The 16,011-nt window shown below is 66.7% G+C and carries 14 protein-coding genes; 1 reads left to right on the forward strand and 13 read right to left on the reverse strand.

Annotation, left to right across the window (positions count from 1 at the left end):
* Positions 1 to 243 precede the first annotated feature (243 nt).
* The 7 genes from A2G96_RS00640 to A2G96_RS00670 all read right to left on the reverse strand — a co-directional run bounded on the left by A2G96_RS00640 (position 244) and on the right by A2G96_RS00670 (position 7,612).
* Positions 244 to 750 (reverse strand): ATP synthase subunit I, encoded by a 507-nt coding sequence (locus A2G96_RS00640; protein ID WP_012354284.1) that lies wholly within the window; start codon positions 748 to 750, stop codon positions 244 to 246.
* Positions 751 to 1,067: 317 nt separating this feature from the next.
* Entirely contained in the window at positions 1,068 to 1,970 is a 903-nt protein-coding gene (locus A2G96_RS00645; RefSeq protein ID WP_062795848.1) for a ParB/RepB/Spo0J family partition protein, read from the reverse strand.
* A gap of 16 nt (positions 1,971 to 1,986) precedes the next feature.
* Complete coding sequence (locus A2G96_RS00650) at positions 1,987 to 2,760, reverse strand: ParA family protein (RefSeq protein ID WP_062795850.1); 774 nt, start codon at positions 2,758 to 2,760, stop codon at positions 1,987 to 1,989.
* 85 nt (positions 2,761 to 2,845) lie between these two features.
* Complete coding sequence (gene rsmG, locus A2G96_RS00655; protein WP_062795852.1) at positions 2,846 to 3,547, reverse strand: 16S rRNA (guanine(527)-N(7))-methyltransferase RsmG; 702 nt, start codon at positions 3,545 to 3,547, stop codon at positions 2,846 to 2,848.
* A 23-nt stretch (positions 3,548 to 3,570) separates the two neighbouring features.
* Positions 3,571 to 5,529, reverse strand: a complete 1,959-nt coding sequence (mnmG, locus tag A2G96_RS00660; protein WP_062795854.1) for a tRNA uridine-5-carboxymethylaminomethyl(34) synthesis enzyme MnmG — start codon at positions 5,527 to 5,529, stop codon at positions 3,571 to 3,573.
* Between the two features lie 211 nt (positions 5,530 to 5,740).
* Entirely contained in the window at positions 5,741 to 6,613 is an 873-nt protein-coding gene (locus A2G96_RS00665) for an N-formylglutamate amidohydrolase (RefSeq protein ID WP_062795856.1), read from the reverse strand.
* Positions 6,614 to 6,616: 3 nt separating this feature from the next.
* Positions 6,617 to 7,612: a Bug family tripartite tricarboxylate transporter substrate binding protein gene (locus A2G96_RS00670; protein ID WP_062795858.1), complete on the reverse strand. Its 996-nt coding sequence runs from the start codon at positions 7,610 to 7,612 to the stop codon at positions 6,617 to 6,619.
* A 165-nt stretch (positions 7,613 to 7,777) separates the two neighbouring features.
* On the opposite strand from A2G96_RS00670, the gene A2G96_RS00675 reads away from it, so the two are divergent.
* Positions 7,778 to 8,713: a LysR substrate-binding domain-containing protein gene (locus A2G96_RS00675; protein WP_062795860.1), complete on the forward strand. Its 936-nt coding sequence runs from the start codon at positions 7,778 to 7,780 to the stop codon at positions 8,711 to 8,713.
* Positions 8,714 to 8,973: 260 nt separating this feature from the next.
* Here A2G96_RS00675 and A2G96_RS00680 read toward each other — a convergent pair whose 3' ends face one another.
* The 6 genes from A2G96_RS00680 to A2G96_RS00705 form a co-directional block, all read right to left on the reverse strand.
* Positions 8,974 to 9,717 carry an ABC transporter ATP-binding protein gene (locus A2G96_RS00680; protein WP_062795862.1) on the reverse strand — a complete coding sequence of 248 codons (744 nt, stop codon included), beginning with the start codon at positions 9,715 to 9,717 and terminating at the stop codon, positions 8,974 to 8,976.
* Positions 9,718 to 9,737: 20 nt separating this feature from the next.
* On the reverse strand, positions 9,738 to 11,579 hold the full coding sequence (locus tag A2G96_RS00685) for a branched-chain amino acid ABC transporter ATP-binding protein/permease (protein ID WP_062795865.1): 1,842 nt from the start codon (positions 11,577 to 11,579) through the stop codon (positions 9,738 to 9,740).
* Between the two features lie 3 nt (positions 11,580 to 11,582).
* Complete coding sequence (locus tag A2G96_RS00690) at positions 11,583 to 12,635, reverse strand: branched-chain amino acid ABC transporter permease (protein ID WP_062795867.1); 1,053 nt, start codon at positions 12,633 to 12,635, stop codon at positions 11,583 to 11,585.
* A gap of 255 nt (positions 12,636 to 12,890) precedes the next feature.
* Complete coding sequence (locus A2G96_RS00695; protein WP_062795869.1) at positions 12,891 to 14,039, reverse strand: ABC transporter substrate-binding protein; 1,149 nt, start codon at positions 14,037 to 14,039, stop codon at positions 12,891 to 12,893.
* Between the two features lie 290 nt (positions 14,040 to 14,329).
* Positions 14,330 to 15,091: a sulfite exporter TauE/SafE family protein gene (locus tag A2G96_RS00700; protein WP_062795871.1), complete on the reverse strand. Its 762-nt coding sequence runs from the start codon at positions 15,089 to 15,091 to the stop codon at positions 14,330 to 14,332.
* An 89-nt stretch (positions 15,092 to 15,180) separates the two neighbouring features.
* Positions 15,181 to 15,714: a hypothetical protein gene (locus tag A2G96_RS00705; protein ID WP_062795873.1), complete on the reverse strand. Its 534-nt coding sequence runs from the start codon at positions 15,712 to 15,714 to the stop codon at positions 15,181 to 15,183.
* Positions 15,715 to 16,011: the final 297 nt, after the last annotated feature.

A 16,011-nucleotide genomic window follows, 5' to 3' on the forward strand; every position in this document is an offset into this window, starting at 1 on the left:
TGTCGAATCGAACGGTATATTGCGAAATCTTCGGGCCGCGCGCCGCTGTTCTGTGCAGCGCCCGGTACGCGTCTTGCATTGCCTTCGGCGGATTCGCCGGTCACCGCGATGCAAGCGGGTTTCCAACCTTTACCGTGCCCGGTGCCAGCGCCATGCAACCCGCCGCAGCCGTCACGGAAAACTCTTGATATTCCGTCTTGGTGCCACCACTTGCAAAGGAAGCACCGTTTTCGAGCAGCGGTCCTAGCGCAAGGCCAGGGCCACCACCCAGTATGTCTTCAGCGCCAGCAGGAACGTGACCAGCATCGGCACCCAGCGCAGATCGCGGTACAGCACCACGACCAGCACCAGCAGCGCCACCGTGGCAAAGACCTTGATCGCCTCGCCCAACACCAGTCCGCCCACCGAAGCGCGATCGCGCGCCAGCCACAGGCGGAAGGCGAAGAACCCGCTCGGCACGAAGCACACCATGCCGCCGAACAGCGCCGACCATCCATATGGCCCCGGCTCCTTCGCAAACAGCGCCCAGCACAGTGCCGACAGCAGGGAAACCGCCACCTGCGCCAGGACAACCTTGCCCGGGGTCATGCGCGAAGGACGCAGCGCGCGCTCGCCAAACAGCGTCACCGCCTCGGCATGCGACAGCGGATCGACAGCCTCTTCCTCACGGTCCGCGCCTTCTTTCCAGTCGTCCCAGTCATCTTCCTGACGGGACCCGGCGCCTCGTTGCTGACGGTCTCGCACCACCACCTGCCTGCCTTATCCGGGCCGGAACTTTTCGGCCCGACCAGAATTCAAACCGCACGATTTTAAGGGGAACTACTGATTCGCGTCAATCTGCTTACATTTACCTTGCAGTGCGTTGCGCACAACGGTTGCCATCACGATTGCATGATGGCTGCGCAAAAATTGCGCGGCAATGACGTTTGACGTAATTGGATTGCGCAGTGAACCCTGCGCATGATGGGGGATTACCGGTCCGCCACAAGGTATACCGGGGATCGACCCGGCCAGTGCTGCGTGCGCGCAACAGTCACCGCAGCAATGGCCGTTAATCGCGCAGTAAATCAGGCAGCCTGCTGCCCTTCGCGCGATTCGCGCAGGCGCGTCAGCACCCCTTCAAGGGCATCGTTGTTGCTGAAGTGGATCGTCAGCTGGCCCTTGCCGCGTGGCGACAGCTTGATCTGCACCGCCAGCCCGAGCGCATCCGACAACTCCTCTTCCAGCCGCGCCACGTCGCGCACATTGGTGCCGCCCTTCTGCTTGAGCGACTTCAGGTCGAACGGCTTGAGCGTAGACGCCACCAGCTTCTCGGTCTCACGCACCGACAGCCGCTTGTTGACGATCTGGTTGGCCAGCGTGATCTGGTTGGCACCATCCACCGCCAGCAGCGCGCGCGCGTGGCCCATGTCGAGGTCGCCGGCCATCAGCATGGTCTGCACCGGCGCGGCCAGGTTCAGCAGGCGCAGCAGGTTCGACACCGCGCTGCGCGAGCGGCCCACCGACTCGGCCGCCTGCTCGTGCGTGAAACTGAACTCGCGGATCAGCCGCATGATGCCCTGCGCTTCTTCCAGCGGATTCAGGTCTTCGCGCTGGATGTTCTCGATCAGCGCCATCGCCGCCGCGGCTTCGTCGGCCACGTCCTTGACCAGCACCGGCACCTTGTCCAGCCCGGCCAGTTTGGACGCGCGGAAGCGCCGCTCGCCGGCAATGATCTCGTAGCGGTCGGGTTCGGCCACGCGCCGCACCAGGATCGGCTGCATCAGCCCCTGGGCGCGGATGCTCGCGGCCAATTCCTGCAGCGCGCCCTCGTCCATGCGCGTGCGCGGCTGGTACTTGCCCGGCTGCAGCTGGTTCAGGTTCAGCACGGTGGGCGCGCCCTCCTGCTTGACCGACTCGACGATTTCGGCGGGCCCGCCCAACAGCGCTTCGAGGCCGCGGCCCAGGCCCTTCTTCTTTGCAGTGCTCATGCTCTTGCCCTCTCCTTCAGCCCAGCTGCCGGACCCGCGCGATCATCTCGGCGCCGAAGTCCAGGTACGCCTTGGCGCCCTTCGATGACGGATCGAACGCCACGCCCGGCATGCCATAGGACGGTGCCTCGGCCAGCCGCACATTGCGCGGAATCAGGGTTTTGAAGACCTTTTCACCGAAGTGCGATTCCAGTTGCGCCGACACCTGCTGCTGCAGCGTCACGCGCGGATCGAACATCACGCGCAGCAGGCCGATCACCTGCAGGTCGCGGTTCAGGTTGGCGTGCACCTGCTTGATGGTATTGACCAGGTCCGACAGCCCTTCCAGCGCAAAGTACTCGCACTGCATCGGCACGATCACGCCGTGCGCCGCGCACAGGCCGTTCAGCGTCAGCAGCGACAGCGACGGCGGGCAATCGATCAGCACGAAGTCATAGTCGCCGTCGACCTCCGCGATCGCCTGGCGCAGCCGGCGCTCGCGCTGGTCCAGCTCGACCAGTTCCACTTCCGCACCGGCCAGTTCGCGGTTGGCCGGCAGCACATCGTACTTGCCGGTTTCGGAACGCTGGCGCGCCTGGGCGATGCCGGCCAGGCCGACCAGCACCTGGTACACGCTGGTTTCCAGCGCCTGCTTGTCGATGCCGGAGCCCATCGAGGCATTGCCCTGCGGGTCCAGGTCGACCAGCAGCACGCGCTGGCCTTGCGCCGCCAGGCCAGCGGCAAGGTTCACCGTGGTGGTGGTCTTGCCTACCCCGCCCTTCTGGTTTGCGATCACGAATACCTTGGCCATAAGCTCCTGCGGCTCCTGCTTCAAATCATCCGGCCAGCACGCGGCTGGCAGTTCGCGGCGCGCTTGCGCGGCGCCGCGGCGTAGGTCATGCGGGGGCGCCCTCGCGGCGCGACAACACCACCAGGTGGCGCTCCGCCTCCAGCCCGGGAACGGTCAGCCGCGGCACGGCGTCGACCTGCCATTGCGCCATCAACCCGGCGGCTTCCATACGGTCCAGCTCGGCCTGCGGATACACCCCCTTCATCGCGATCAGCTTGCCGCGCGGCGCCAGCAGCTGGCCCGACAGGCTGACGAAATCCGTCAGCTCGGCAAATGCGCGCGAGGTGATCACGGCAAAGCCGTCGGCATCGTCGAGCTTCTCCACCGGGCCCCAATGCGCGGCGGCATTCGACAAGCCCAGCTGGGCGCGGCACTGGGTCAGGAAAGCCGTCTTCTTCTGCACGATGTCGACCATCAGCACCGATACCTCCGGACAGGCGATGGCCAGCGGCAGGCCCGGCATGCCGCCACCGGAGCCGACATCGAGCACCCTGCCCCGCGCCGGCGCATCGACCTCGGCAGCCCTGGCGGCTGCGGCCAGCGCCGGGACCGCGGCAAGCGAATCCAGCAGGTGATGCGTAAGCATCTCGTCGGGATGGCGGATGGCGGTCAGGTTGTAGACGCCATTCCATTTGCGCAGCAGCGCCAGGTAGGCGAACAGCGTGTCGATCCGGTCCGGCGCCAGGGCCAGCCCGATCTCGGCCAGGCCGGCTTCAAGGCGACGACGCTGCGTGGCGTCGTCGGTCATGGTCGGTCGCGGTGCGGGCACTCTCAGGCAGCCTCTTCACCGTTGCCGGACGATGTGCCGGCGTCCGCGCGGCCGCGGCCCAGCCCCTTCTTCTTCAGGTGTACCAACAGCAGCGAGACCGCCGCCGGCGTCACACCCGAGATGCGCGATGCCTGGCCCAGGGTTTCCGGGCGATGCTGGTTCAGCTTCTGGCTGACTTCAAAACCCAGCCCGCGCACTTCGGTGTAATCCAGCCCTTCCGGCAGGCGCGTCGATTCGTTGGCTTCCAGCTTGTCGACTTCAGCCGCCTGGCGGGCGATATAGCCGTGATACTTGATGCCGATCTCGATCTGCTCGCGAATCTGCTCCGCCAGCATCGGCTCCGCATCCAGCGGGGCCTCGGGCGCGTGGCGACCACCCTGCAGTGCCATCAGGGCTTCATAGCTGACTTCCGGGCGACGCAGCAGGTCGGCCAGGCTGTACTCGCGCTCGATCGGCTTGCCCAGCAGCGGCACCGCCTCTTCGGCCGGCAGCATCGCCGGGTTCACCCAGGTGCTCTTCAGGCGCTCTGTTTCACGTGAAACAGCGTCGCGCTTGCGGTTGAACGCGTCCCAGCGCGCATCGTCGACCACGCCCAGTTCACGGCCAACCTCTGTCAGCCGCATGTCGGCGTTGTCTTCCCGCAGGCTCAGGCGGAACTCCGCCCGGCTAGTGAACATCCGATACGGCTCGGTCACGCCACGCGTGATCAGGTCATCGACGAGTACGCCGAGGTAGGCCTGGTCGCGGCGTGGCGTCCACGGATCGCGCTCGCGTACGTAGCAACCGGCACTGATACCGGCCAGCAGGCCCTGCGCCGCGGCTTCTTCATAGCCGGTCGTGCCATTGATCTGGCCGGCGAAGAACAGGCCCCGAATCGCCTTGCTCTCCAGCGATGCCTTCAGTCCGCGGGGATCGAAGTAGTCATATTCGATCGCATAGCCAGGACGCAGGATATGGGCGTTCTCCAGGCCGCGGATCGAGTGCACCAGTTCCAGCTGCACGTCGAACGGCAGGCTGGTCGAGATCCCGTTGGGATAGAACTCGTTGGTGGTCAGGCCTTCCGGCTCCAGGAAGATCTGATGGCTTTCCTTGCTGGCAAAGCGATGGATCTTGTCCTCGATGCTGGGGCAGTAACGCGGCCCTACCCCCTCGATCACGCCGGTGTACATCGGCGAGCGGTCCAGCCCGCCGCGGATGATGTCGTGGGTACGGCTGTTGGTATGGGTAATCCAGCACGGCAGTTGCTGCGGGTGCTGTTCGGGCCGGCCCAGGAACGAGAACACCGGCACGGGATCGAGGTCGCCGGGCTGCTCTTCCATCACCGAAAAATCGATGGTGCGCCCGTCGATGCGCGGCGGCGTACCCGTCTTCAGGCGGCCCTGCGGCAGCTTCAGGTCCTTCAGGCGTGCCGACAGCGACACCGCGGCCGGATCGCCGGCGCGGCCGCCGGTGTAGTTGTCCAGCCCAACATGGATCTTGCCGTCCAGGAAGGTGCCGGCGGTCAACACCACCGCGCGTGCGCGGAAGGCGATGCCGACCTGCGTCATGGCGCCGACGACACGGTCGCCCTCCACCATCAGGTCGTCGACGGCCTGCTGGAACAGCATCAGGTTCGGCTGGTTTTCCAGCCGGGTGCGGATCGCCTTCCGATACAACACCCGATCGGCCTGGGCGCGCGTGGCACGCACGGCCGGTCCCTTGCTGGAGTTCAGGATGCGGAACTGGATGCCGGCCTCGTCCGTGGCGGCCGCCATGGCACCGCCCATGGCGTCCACTTCCTTGACCAGATGCCCCTTGCCGATGCCCCCGATCGACGGGTTGCAGCTCATCTGCCCAAGCGTCTCGATGTTATGGGTCAGCAGCAGCGTCTGGCAGCCCATGCGGGCCGCAGCAAGGGCGGCTTCAGTGCCGGCATGGCCACCGCCGACGACGATGACATCGAATTCTTTCGGGTAAAGCATGGGACACCTCCTCCGGGAGGCTGGCGGGAAAATACGGGAATGCGAAATTATAGCGGCATTCGAGTTATCGCTTTCCCACCGACACCATGTTTCACGTGAAACATGGCGCTTTCGGTACGCCGCCAGTCGCCTGGAAACGACGTTGTGTTTCACGTGAAACAAAAAGACCGGGCACAAGGCCCGGCCAGATGTTTCACGTGGAACAAGCGCCTCAGAGCTGTGAACGGATATAGGCCGCCACTTGCCCGGTCAGCTTGCCCAGATCGCGCTGCAGCGAAGCGAAGCCGGCGTTGCGCTCGCGAGTCACTTCGTCCATGTACAGCGGACGCCGGATCTCGATCTGCAGGCTGTTGCGCCGCTCCGCCGGACGCCCGATCTGCGCGATCAACTGCACGCCCTTGTAGGGATCGTTGCGCGCCACGGTGTAGCCCATGCCGCGCAGTTCCCGCTCGACCAGGTCGACCAGCCCCGGCTCGCAGGTGGTGCCATCGCGATCGCCGAGCACAAAGTCCGCGAGCGGATGCGGGCTGGCGATCTTCAGGCGCTCGTAAGCGTTGTTGGGCATGGAGTGCAGGTTCAGGTGCCAGAGCGCGCCAAAGCGCGCGTAAGCGCCCTCCACGGCCTCGGCCAGCGCCGCATGGTACGGCCGATAGTAGCGCTCGATACGGGCCTGCACTTCCGCGACCGACAGCCGCCGGTCATAGATCGGCGTGGCCGCGTCGATCCGGCTCCAGATCAGCCCGTAGCCCAGCTGCGTCTTCGGCCCCGGGGCCAGCGGCACCGGCCAGGCGCCGTCGAGCTGGGCCGGGTCGATGTCATCGGCCATCCGGTTCGGATCGATATAGACGCGCGGGAAGGTCGCCGCCAGCAGCGTACCGCCCACCGCGGGCACGGCCTGCCACAGCGCGTCCACATGCGTATCCTCGCCGCCGCGCAGGCGTGCTGCCGGCACCGCGGCACCAAAGTCTGCCGGGTAGGCGGTCCCGCTATGCGGGGAGTCGCACACCAGCGGCAGGGCCTCCCCTTCCGGCAGGTGCACGATCACCGGCGGCAGCGCGGCTGCCTGCTTGCTTGCTTCCGCCATGCCTTAGTCCAGCTTGATCTCGGCGGCCTTGGCGACGCGGGCGTAGCGCGCCATGGCCTGCTGGATCTGGGCCTTGAACTGTTCCGGCGTGGTCGGCACCAGGGTGCCGCCGGACTCTTCCACCTTGCGCTTGAACTCGGGGTTCTGCATGGCCTTGTGGATCGCCTGGTTCAGCCTGGTGACGATGGCGGGCGGCGTATTGGCGGGCGCGACAATGCCGAACCAGCCGCCCTCGCCCATGTCCTTGAAGCCCAGTTCCGCGTAGGTCGGCACGTTGGGCAGCTGCGCGGAGCGGGCCGCGCCCAGCACTGCCAATGCGCGCAGACGGCCGGCCTTGACGTGCGGCAGCGTCGACGACAGGTTGTCGGTGATCGCGTTCACCTGCCCCGCCACGGCGTCGTTCAGCGCCAGCCCGGCGCCCTTGTAGGGCACGTGCAGCAGGTCGATCTTGGCCAGCATCATGAAGTTCTCGATGTTGACGTGGCCGAGCGAGCCGGCACCCGGCGAGGCGAAGCTGTACTTGCCAGGGTTGGCCCTGGCGAGCGCGATGAACTCTTGCATGGTCTTGGCCGGCACGCTCGGGTGCACCGCGAACACGCTGGGGATCGCCACCACGTTGGTGACCGGGGCAAAGTCCTTGATCGGGTCGTACTTGAGCTTGGGGTACACAGCCGGATTGGAGCCGTGCGTGCTGACCGTGGCCATGCCGATGGTGTAGCCGTCCGGCGTGGCATTGGCGACCTGCTCCATGCCCAGCGAACCACCGGCGCCGCCCTTGTTTTCCACGACGATCGACTGCCCCAGCTCGCGGCCGGCAAACTCCGCCACCAGGCGCGCCGACAGGTCGGTCGAGCCGCCTGCGGCAAACGGCACGATCAGGCGGATCGGGCGGGTCGGGTAGCTGGCCTGCGCAAGCGCGCTGCCGGCAAAGACCAGCGTGGCAGTGGCGGCGGTGCCGGTCAGCAGCAGCTGGCGGCGGGACATCCGGGCTCGGATCATGGGGTTTCTCCTGTTGGTGTTTTGTGCATGAACCGGGCGAGTGTCAGCCGTTTACCGGCCGGGCGCAAACGACTATATTGCACCTTTGCATTACCAAAGATCATCCTTGCGCCGGGCACGGCAAAGCGCCAGCTCCGCCCTACTCCGCTCTCCGCCCCCTCCGCCATGCGGTTGCATTCCCCTTCGATGTCCGAGCTGCACGCCTTTGCCACCGCGGCGCGGCTGGGCAGCTTTACGCGCGCGGCGGAGGAACTGTGCGTGACGCAGGGTGCGATCAGCCGCGCTATCGCCCGGCTGGAAGCGCATTTCGGCCAGCCGCTGCTGCAACGCAATGCGCACCGGCTGGGACTGACCGACGCCGGGCGGCAACTGCTCGATGCCGTGGCCGAGCCGCTGGCCGCGATCGAACACGCCAGCGCCGCACTGCGCGCCGGCGACCGTCGCCACCACCTGACCTTGTCTGTGGTGCCCACGCTGGCCAGCGTCTGGCTGGTGCCGCGGCTGCCGGATTTCCACCGCCGCCACCCCGAGATCCGGCTGGATTTCGTCCCCTACCAGCGCGACGAAGACTTGTCCGGCCCCTCGCCCGACGCCGCCATCCTGGCCGGTGAAGCGGGGAAATGGCCCGGCCTGCAGGCCGACTACGTCGTGGGTCGGGAAATGGTGCCGGTCTGCCACCCGGACCGCGCGCGCGCGCGCCGCGAGGCCGGCCGCTGGCAGTCTCCGGCCGAACTGCTGGATGAGCCCCTGCTCTACCACACCACCGCGCCGGCGAACTGGCAAAACTGGCTGCAGGCGGCCGGCGTACCCAACGCTGCGCCCCGGTTATCCACAGCGTTCGACCAGGTCTCGATCCTGATCCAGGCGGTGCGCGCCGACATGGGCGTCGCCGTGCTGCAGCGCTGCCTGGTGCGCGAGGAAATTGCGGCCGGACGCGTCGCAGCGCCGTTTGACCTGCCGATTACGCTGCAACGCGGCTATTTTCTGTGCGCGCCAAAGGAGCGGCGCGATCATCCGGCGCTGCATTGCTTCCGCACGTGGCTGCTGGAAACGGCGGCTGAGGACACCGCCCGGGAAAACGCCATCTTATTCGGCGGATGACTTTCATTTATGGATTTCCACGCCAATCCATCCATACGCTGAATGACTTGCATCCAATCCATCAACATGATGGATGCGATGATCAAACTCACGCGCAAAAACATCCAACATACGAATAGCATCGCACCTCAGGTCGGTAGCGCGGGTGGACACAAGGCTAATCGGCCGGAAAATCAGGTTATCCCCAAAGTTATTCACACCACCAATAACAAAGGGCCCGCTTGCGCAGGCCCTCATTCCTCAGGCGAAATCGAGCTCGGCTACGCCGCCTTTTTCGCCAGCCCAAGATAGGTTTCGATCACCTTCGGATTGGCCGCCAGTTCGTCGGCCGGCCCTTCCATCGCCATGTCGCCGGTCTCGATCACATATCCGTAGTCCGCCACCTGCAGCGCCGCGCGGGCGTTCTGCTCGATCAGCAGCGTGGCGACGCCGGTCTGGCGCAGGTTGCTGATGATGTGGAAGATCTCCTTGACGATCAGCGGGGCCAGGCCAAGGCTGGGCTCGTCCAGCATCAGCAACTGCGGCTTGGCCATCAGCGCGCGGCCCACCGCCAGCATCTGCCGTTCTCCGCCGGAAAGCGTGCCGGCGTCCTGGCGCGCGCGCTCGCGCAGGCGCGGGAACAGGTCGTAGACCACGTCCATCTGGTCCAGGTAGTTCTTCTCGCCGGCACGCTTGCGGCGGAAGGCACCCAGTTGCAGGTTGTCCTCCACCGTCATCGACGCGAACAGCTCGCGCTTTTCCGGCACCAGGCACATGCCGCGCGCGACGCGGCCCTCCACCGGGATGCCGGCCATGTCGTGGCCCAGGTAGCTGACCGTGCCGCTGGACGACCCCGTCACCGGCAGCGCGCCCATGATGGCATTGAGCATGGTCGACTTGCCGGCGCCATTCGGGCCGATCACGGTGACGATGCGGCCGGCCTCGACTTTCAGGTTGGCGCCATGCACCGCCTCGACCTTGCCGTAGCGCACGTGCAGGTCCTTCACTTCCAGAATCAGGCTCATGTCGGGTCCGTGCTCCAGATTTATTCCACGCCGCCCAGGTAGGCTTCCAGCACCGCCGGGTTCTTCTGCACCTCTTCAGGTACGCCCTCGGCGATGCGCGAACCAAACTCCATCACCACCAGCCGGTCGGTCAGGTTCATCACGAAGTCCATATCGTGCTCGACCAGCAGCACGCTCATGCCTTCGCCGCGCAGCTTGCGCAGCAGTTCGGCCAGCGCCTGCTTTTCCTTGTAGCGCAGGCCGGCGGCAGGCTCGTCGAGCAGCAGCAGGGCCGGGTCGCAGCACAGTGCGCGCGCGATCTCCAGGATGCGCTGCTGGCCCAGCGCCAGGCTGCCGGCTTCCATGTACATGCAGTCGGCCAGGCCGACGCGCTCCAGCTGGCGCTTGGCCTCGAACAGCAGCTTTTCTTCCTCGGCCTTGTTCATGCGCAGGATCGCCGCGCAGACGCCCCCCTGCGCGCGGAAGTCGCCGCGCAGGTGAGCGCCGATGGCGACGTTCTCGAGCACCGTCATGGTCGGTAGCAGGTGCACGTGCTGGAAGGTGCGGCCGATGCCGCGCTTGACGATCTCGCGCGACGGCAGGCCCGAGATCACCTCGCCGCGGTAGCGCACTTCGCCGCCGGACACCGGCAGCACGCCCGTGACGAGGTTGAAGGTGGTGGACTTGCCCGCGCCATTGGGGCCGATCAGGCCGATGATCTCGCCGGCGCGCACCTGGAAGCTGACATCGTTGACCGCGACCAGCCCGCCGAACTGCTTGCGCGCGGCGCGCACGTCCAGGATCAGCTCGCCCGCATCGGGCTTCTGGCGCACCGCCAGTCCCGCGGCCTGCCCCGGTGCCAGCACCGGCGGGCCGGAAGGCACCAGGCGCCGCAGGAACGGCCAGATGCCATCGCGCGCGTACTGCAGCAGCAGCACCAGCAGCACGCCGAAGACGATGATCTCGAAGTTGCCATCGGCACCGAGCAGCCTGGGCAGCACGCCTTGCAGCACGTCCTTCAGGATGGTCAGGATGCCCGCACCCAATACTGCGCCCCACACGTGGCCGACGCCGCCGACCACGGCCATGAACAGGTACTCGATGCCGTAGTTTAGTCCGAACGGCGTCGGGTTCACCGCGCGCTGCAGGTGTGCGTACAGGAAGCCGGACACGCACGCCAGGATCGCCGCGACCACGAAGATCACCACCTTCATCCACGCGGTGTTCACGCCCATGGCCTCGGCCATCACGCCGCCGCCCTTGAGCGCGCGGATCGCGCGCCCCGGACGCGAGTTCAGCAGGTTCTGCATCGCCAGCACCGCCAGCAGCACCACTGCCCAGATCAGATAGAACATCGCGCGTCCGGACTGCAGTTCGATGCCGAACAGCGACAGCACCGGGATGCCGCTGATGCCGTCGTACTTGCCCAGGAACTCCAGGTTGCCGAACACAAAGAACAGCGACAGGCCCCAGGCGATGGTCGCCAGCGGCAGGTAATGCCCGGACATGCGCATCGTGATCAGCCCGATCACATACGCCGACGCCATCGTAATCACCAGCCCCACCAGCAGCCCGAACCACGGCGACAGCCCGAACTGCGTGGTCAGGTACGCCGTGCTGTACGCGCCAAGGCCCACGAACGCCGCCTGCCCGAACGAGGTCATGCCGCCCACGCCGGTGAGCAGCACCAGCCCGATCGCGACGATGCTGTAGAGCCCGATGTAGTTGCCCAGCGTGATCCAGAATTCCGGCGTCGGCAGCACCGGCAGCAGCGCCAGCACCGCGATCAGTGCCAGCACCAGCACCCGGTTGCGATTCAGCCGCGCGCGGCTGCCGGCTTCGGCGCCGGCCACGCCGGCCTGCTTGTCGGTCAGCATGGTCATGGCTTATTCCTCCTCCTCGACATGCTTGCTCGTCAGCGAGCGCCACAGCAGCACCGGAATGATCAGTGTGAAGACGATGACCTCCTTGAACGCGCTGGCCCAGAAGGACGAATACGATTCCAGCAGGCCCACCAGCAGCGCACCGAGCGCCGCCACCGGATAGCTGACCAGCCCGCCGACGATGGCGCCGACAAAGCCCTTCAGCCCCACCAGAAAGCCCGACTCGTAGTACACCGTGGTCAGCGGCGCGATCAGGATGCCGCACAGCGCCCCCATCGCCGCCGCCAGCGTGAACGACAGGCGCCCCGCCTGCGTGGTGCCGATGCCGACCAGGCGCGCGCCCAGCCGGTTCACCGCGGTCGCGCGCAGCGCCTTGCCCTGCAGCGTGCGTTCGAAATAGAAATAGAGCGCACCGATCAGCAATGCCGACACCGCCACCACCCACAGGCTTTGCCCCGAGATGCTGAGCGCGCCCACCTCGAAGCGCGCATCCGAAAACGGATTGGTGCGCGAGCCCTCGGCGCCGAACATCACCAGCCCCAGCCCCACCAGCGCGAAGTGCACGCCCACCGAGACGATCAGCAGCACCAGCGTGCTGGCCTCGGCCAGCGGCTGGTAGGCCAGCCGGTACAGCATCGGCCCGAGCGGGATGATGATCAGCAGCGTCAGCGCGACCTGCGCCAGCATCGGCAGCGGCTGCGCGCCATACTGCTGCACCACCCAGTGCACCGCCAGCGGGAACACCAGGTACTTGCCGGCCAGCACCGCCAGCCGCTGGCCCAGCGTGCGCCGCAGCTCGGCGCTGCGCAGCACGGTGACGGTCTCGTAGAGAAAGGTCAGCACGCCCATCGCCAGCAGCAGCCAGCTGGTCTGCGGCGCGTGCCCGGCCTGCATCGCCGCCAGCGTCAGCGCGCCATAGGCGACGAACTCCCCTTGCGGAATGAAGATGACGCGGGTCACCGAGAACACCAGCACCAGCGCCAGCGCCAGCAGCGCGTAGATCGCGCCCGAGGTGATGCCGTCCTGCGCCAGGATGGCGGCGATAGATAGGTCCATTGTCTCCCCGTCTTGTTGGAAAACCTGCCTGCATCGAACGGGGTCAGCGGGGCGCCGACGGGCCGACAGGGTGGTGCGCTTCGGGTTACGAAATAGTAAACGGGTTGCGCATTGCGGAAATACAGAGCAACCCTAACTTGGCGCGCCATCGCCCGGCCCGCACCTGAAAAAAAAGGCGCATGGTCAGCCATGCGCCCTGCATCACTACGTATCCGGCATGCCTTGCCTGCCGCTCGAGACGCTTGAGTCAGCCGCTTATTTCAGCAGCTTCCACTTGCCGTCGACGATCTGCACCATCACGCGCGCGCGCTGGTCGAAGCCGAGGTGGTCGGTGGCGCTCATGTTCATGATGCCGTGCGAGACCGGCAGGTTTTTGGTCTGCTCCATGGCGTCGCGCAGGGCCTTGCGGAACTCCCTGGTGCCCGGCTGGCCCTTCTTCAGCGCTTCCGGGATGGCGTGCTGCAGGATCAGGCCCGCATCCCAGGCGTGGCCGCCGAAGGTCGACACCTGTCCGCCGAAGGCCTTCTCGTAGGCGGTCTTGTAGGTCAGCGCCGGCTTCTTCACCGGGTTGCTGTCGGGCAGCTGCTCGGCCACCAGCAGCGGGCCGGCGGGCAGGAAGGTGCCTTCGCAGTCCTTGCCGCACACGCGCAGGAAGTCGGCATTGGCGACGCCGTGGGTCTGGTAGACCTTGCCCTTGTAGCCGCGCTCCTTGAGCGTCTTGGCCGGCAGCGCCGCGGGCGTGCCCGAGCCGGCGATCAGCACCGCGTCGGCATTGGCGCCCATCATCTTCAGCACCTGCCCGGTGACCGAGGTATCGGTGCGGGCAAAGCGCTCGTTGGCGACCACCTTGATCTTGCGCAGTTCGGCCACCTTGGCGAATTCCTGCGCCCAGCTGTCGCCATAGGCATCCGCGAAGCCGATGAACGCCACCGTCTTCACGTTGTTGTTGCTCATGTGCTCGGCAATGGCGGTGGCCATGTGCGAGTCGTTCTGCGGGGTCTTGAAGACCCAGGCGCGCTTGGCGTCCATCGGCTCGATGATGCGGGCCGAGGCGGCCATGGTGATCATCGGGGTCTCGTTCTCGGCGACCACGTCGACCATCGCCAGCGAGTTGGGCGTGACGGTCGAGCCGACCATTACGTCGACCTTGTCTTCGCTGATCAGCTTGCGCGTGTTCTTGACCGCCGTGGTCGTGTCCGAGGCATCGTCCAGCACGATGTACTCGATCTTCTTGCCCGCGATCTCCTTGGGCATCAGCGTGAAGGTGTTCTTTTCCGGAATGCCCAGCGATGCCGCCGGACCGGTGGCCGACACCGTCACCCCGACCTTGACCTGCGCCTGGGCGGCCCCGGCAGCCAGGCTGGCCGCAGCGATTGCCAGCAGGCTGGCGCGCTTGAAATCCATCTTGTCTCCTTCGGTTCCTGAAACGGAAAGGCATCCGTCCGGCGTCCGCCGGCGGATGCCCATTTTTTTGGAATGACCCCTCGGGTCAACGCAGGCACAGCGCCGGCACCTGCGCTACAACCAGGAACGACACCAGGCCGCTCCCCATTTCCCGTCCACGCCACTCCCCCGGAAAGGCGCTTCGGTGATTCACCGACCGTGCGGTCGGGAATGCGGATCGAGTCTATCACAGGGCCCTGGCGCGAACAGCGAGGATTAACCCGCATCGCCTGTCACGCCTGGCTTTGCCGTCAGCGCACGAAGGCGTCCCAGGCGGTCTTCAGGATCAGCGCGCTGACCACCACGATAAACACCTTGCGCACGAAGGCGCTGCCATGGCGCAGCGCCAGCTTGCTGCCGACCTGGCTGCCGGCGACGTTGGCCACCGCCATCACCAGGCCCAGCTGCCACCAGATATGTCCCTTGCTGGCGAGCAGCAGCAGCGCCGCCAGGTTGGTGGCCAGGTTGACCAGCTTGGTCGATGCCGCGGCGTGCAGGAAGTCATAGCCGAACACCCGCACGAACACGATCATCAGGAAGCTGCCGGTGCCCGGCCCGAACACGCCGTCGTAGAAGCCCAGCACGGCGCCGGCCAGCAGCGCCGCGCCGCGTTCGCCCCAGCCGCTCAGCGTGGGCGCGTGTTCGGCGCCCAGGTCCTTCTTGGCGACGGTGTAGACCAGCAGCGCCACCAGCACGAACGGCAGCGCCTTGCGCAGCGGCTCGGCCGGGATCATGGTCAGCGCCCAGGCGCCGGCCATCGAGCACGCAAAGGCCGCGACCACCGCCGGCGCGGTCGCGCCCCAGTAGATGCGCACGCTGCGGCCGTAGCGCAGCGCCGCGCTGGCGGTGCCGGCGATCGAGCCGACCTTGTTGGTGCCGAGCAGCGTCGCCGGCGCCAGGTTGGGATAGGCCGAGAACAGCGCCGGGATCTGGACCAGCCCGCCGCCGCCGGCGACCGCGTCGATCAGGCCGGCAAGAAAGGCGGCAACCGCCAGGAATGCGAATTCCGTCATTGCAGAAAAGCGAAAAGGGGAAAAAGGAAAGGAGGAAAGACCAGCCACGGCCGGTACCGCGGCGCTGGCGCACAAGCGGCGCAAGCGGATCAGCCCAGTACCTTGGCCGCCGGCACCAGGCTGCCGTGCCACATGCCGTTGCCGTGCAGGCGGAAGCCGGGCGGCGCGCCGCCGTGGCCGGCCGCCAGTCCCGGCGCCAGCAGCGCATGGCGGATGCCGTGCGCGCGGCCCCACTCCGCCAGCGTGGCGCAGCAGGCTTGCAGGCAGGCGCGGCGGGCGGCCGCATCCAGCTCCGGCCGTACCCACCACTCGCTGGCGCAGGCCACAAGGCCCGCCAACTCGAGGCTGGGCAGCAAGGCCACCGGCAGGCAGGCGAGCAGGCCGCCGTCCGGCGCGTCGCTGGCCAGCAGGCAGATGCCGCGCCCGGACTGGGCCAGCAGTTCGCCCAGCATCAGCGCCCGCGCGCGTGCGGCGGGTACGGGCAAGGGCTGGATCCGGTCCAGCCAGTCCGACACCAGGGCAGCGTCGGCGCCTTGCCCCAGGCGTACCCGGACCTGCGGCGCGACCTGGCCGCCCGCGTGCGGGACAGTTGGGGATGGATCAGGGGGATCGGTGGCGGACATGGGCGGGCAGCAAGGAGCGCCCGCATTGTCGCATGCGTGAGGCCGCCAGGTGATGCCGATGCGGCATGAGTGCCCCAGAACAGGGCAAAGGCACAGGGCGAAAGCGTCACTAACGGGCGTAGAGCCCAATGAAAAAAGCGTTGCCGAGGATCACCCGGCAACGCCCTTTATTTATAACGCTGCTACCCGACACCGGGTGCGCGCCTGTCGTCTCCTCGCTTCCGCCTCCATTTAACCTGCGAAAACCGTATGTGGAATGTAACGAAGCGGTGCATCGAGGACAAGCTAGAAAAAACC

It is taken from the genome of Cupriavidus nantongensis, assembly GCF_001598055.1.
GTDB lineage: Bacteria > Pseudomonadota > Gammaproteobacteria > Burkholderiales > Burkholderiaceae > Cupriavidus > Cupriavidus nantongensis.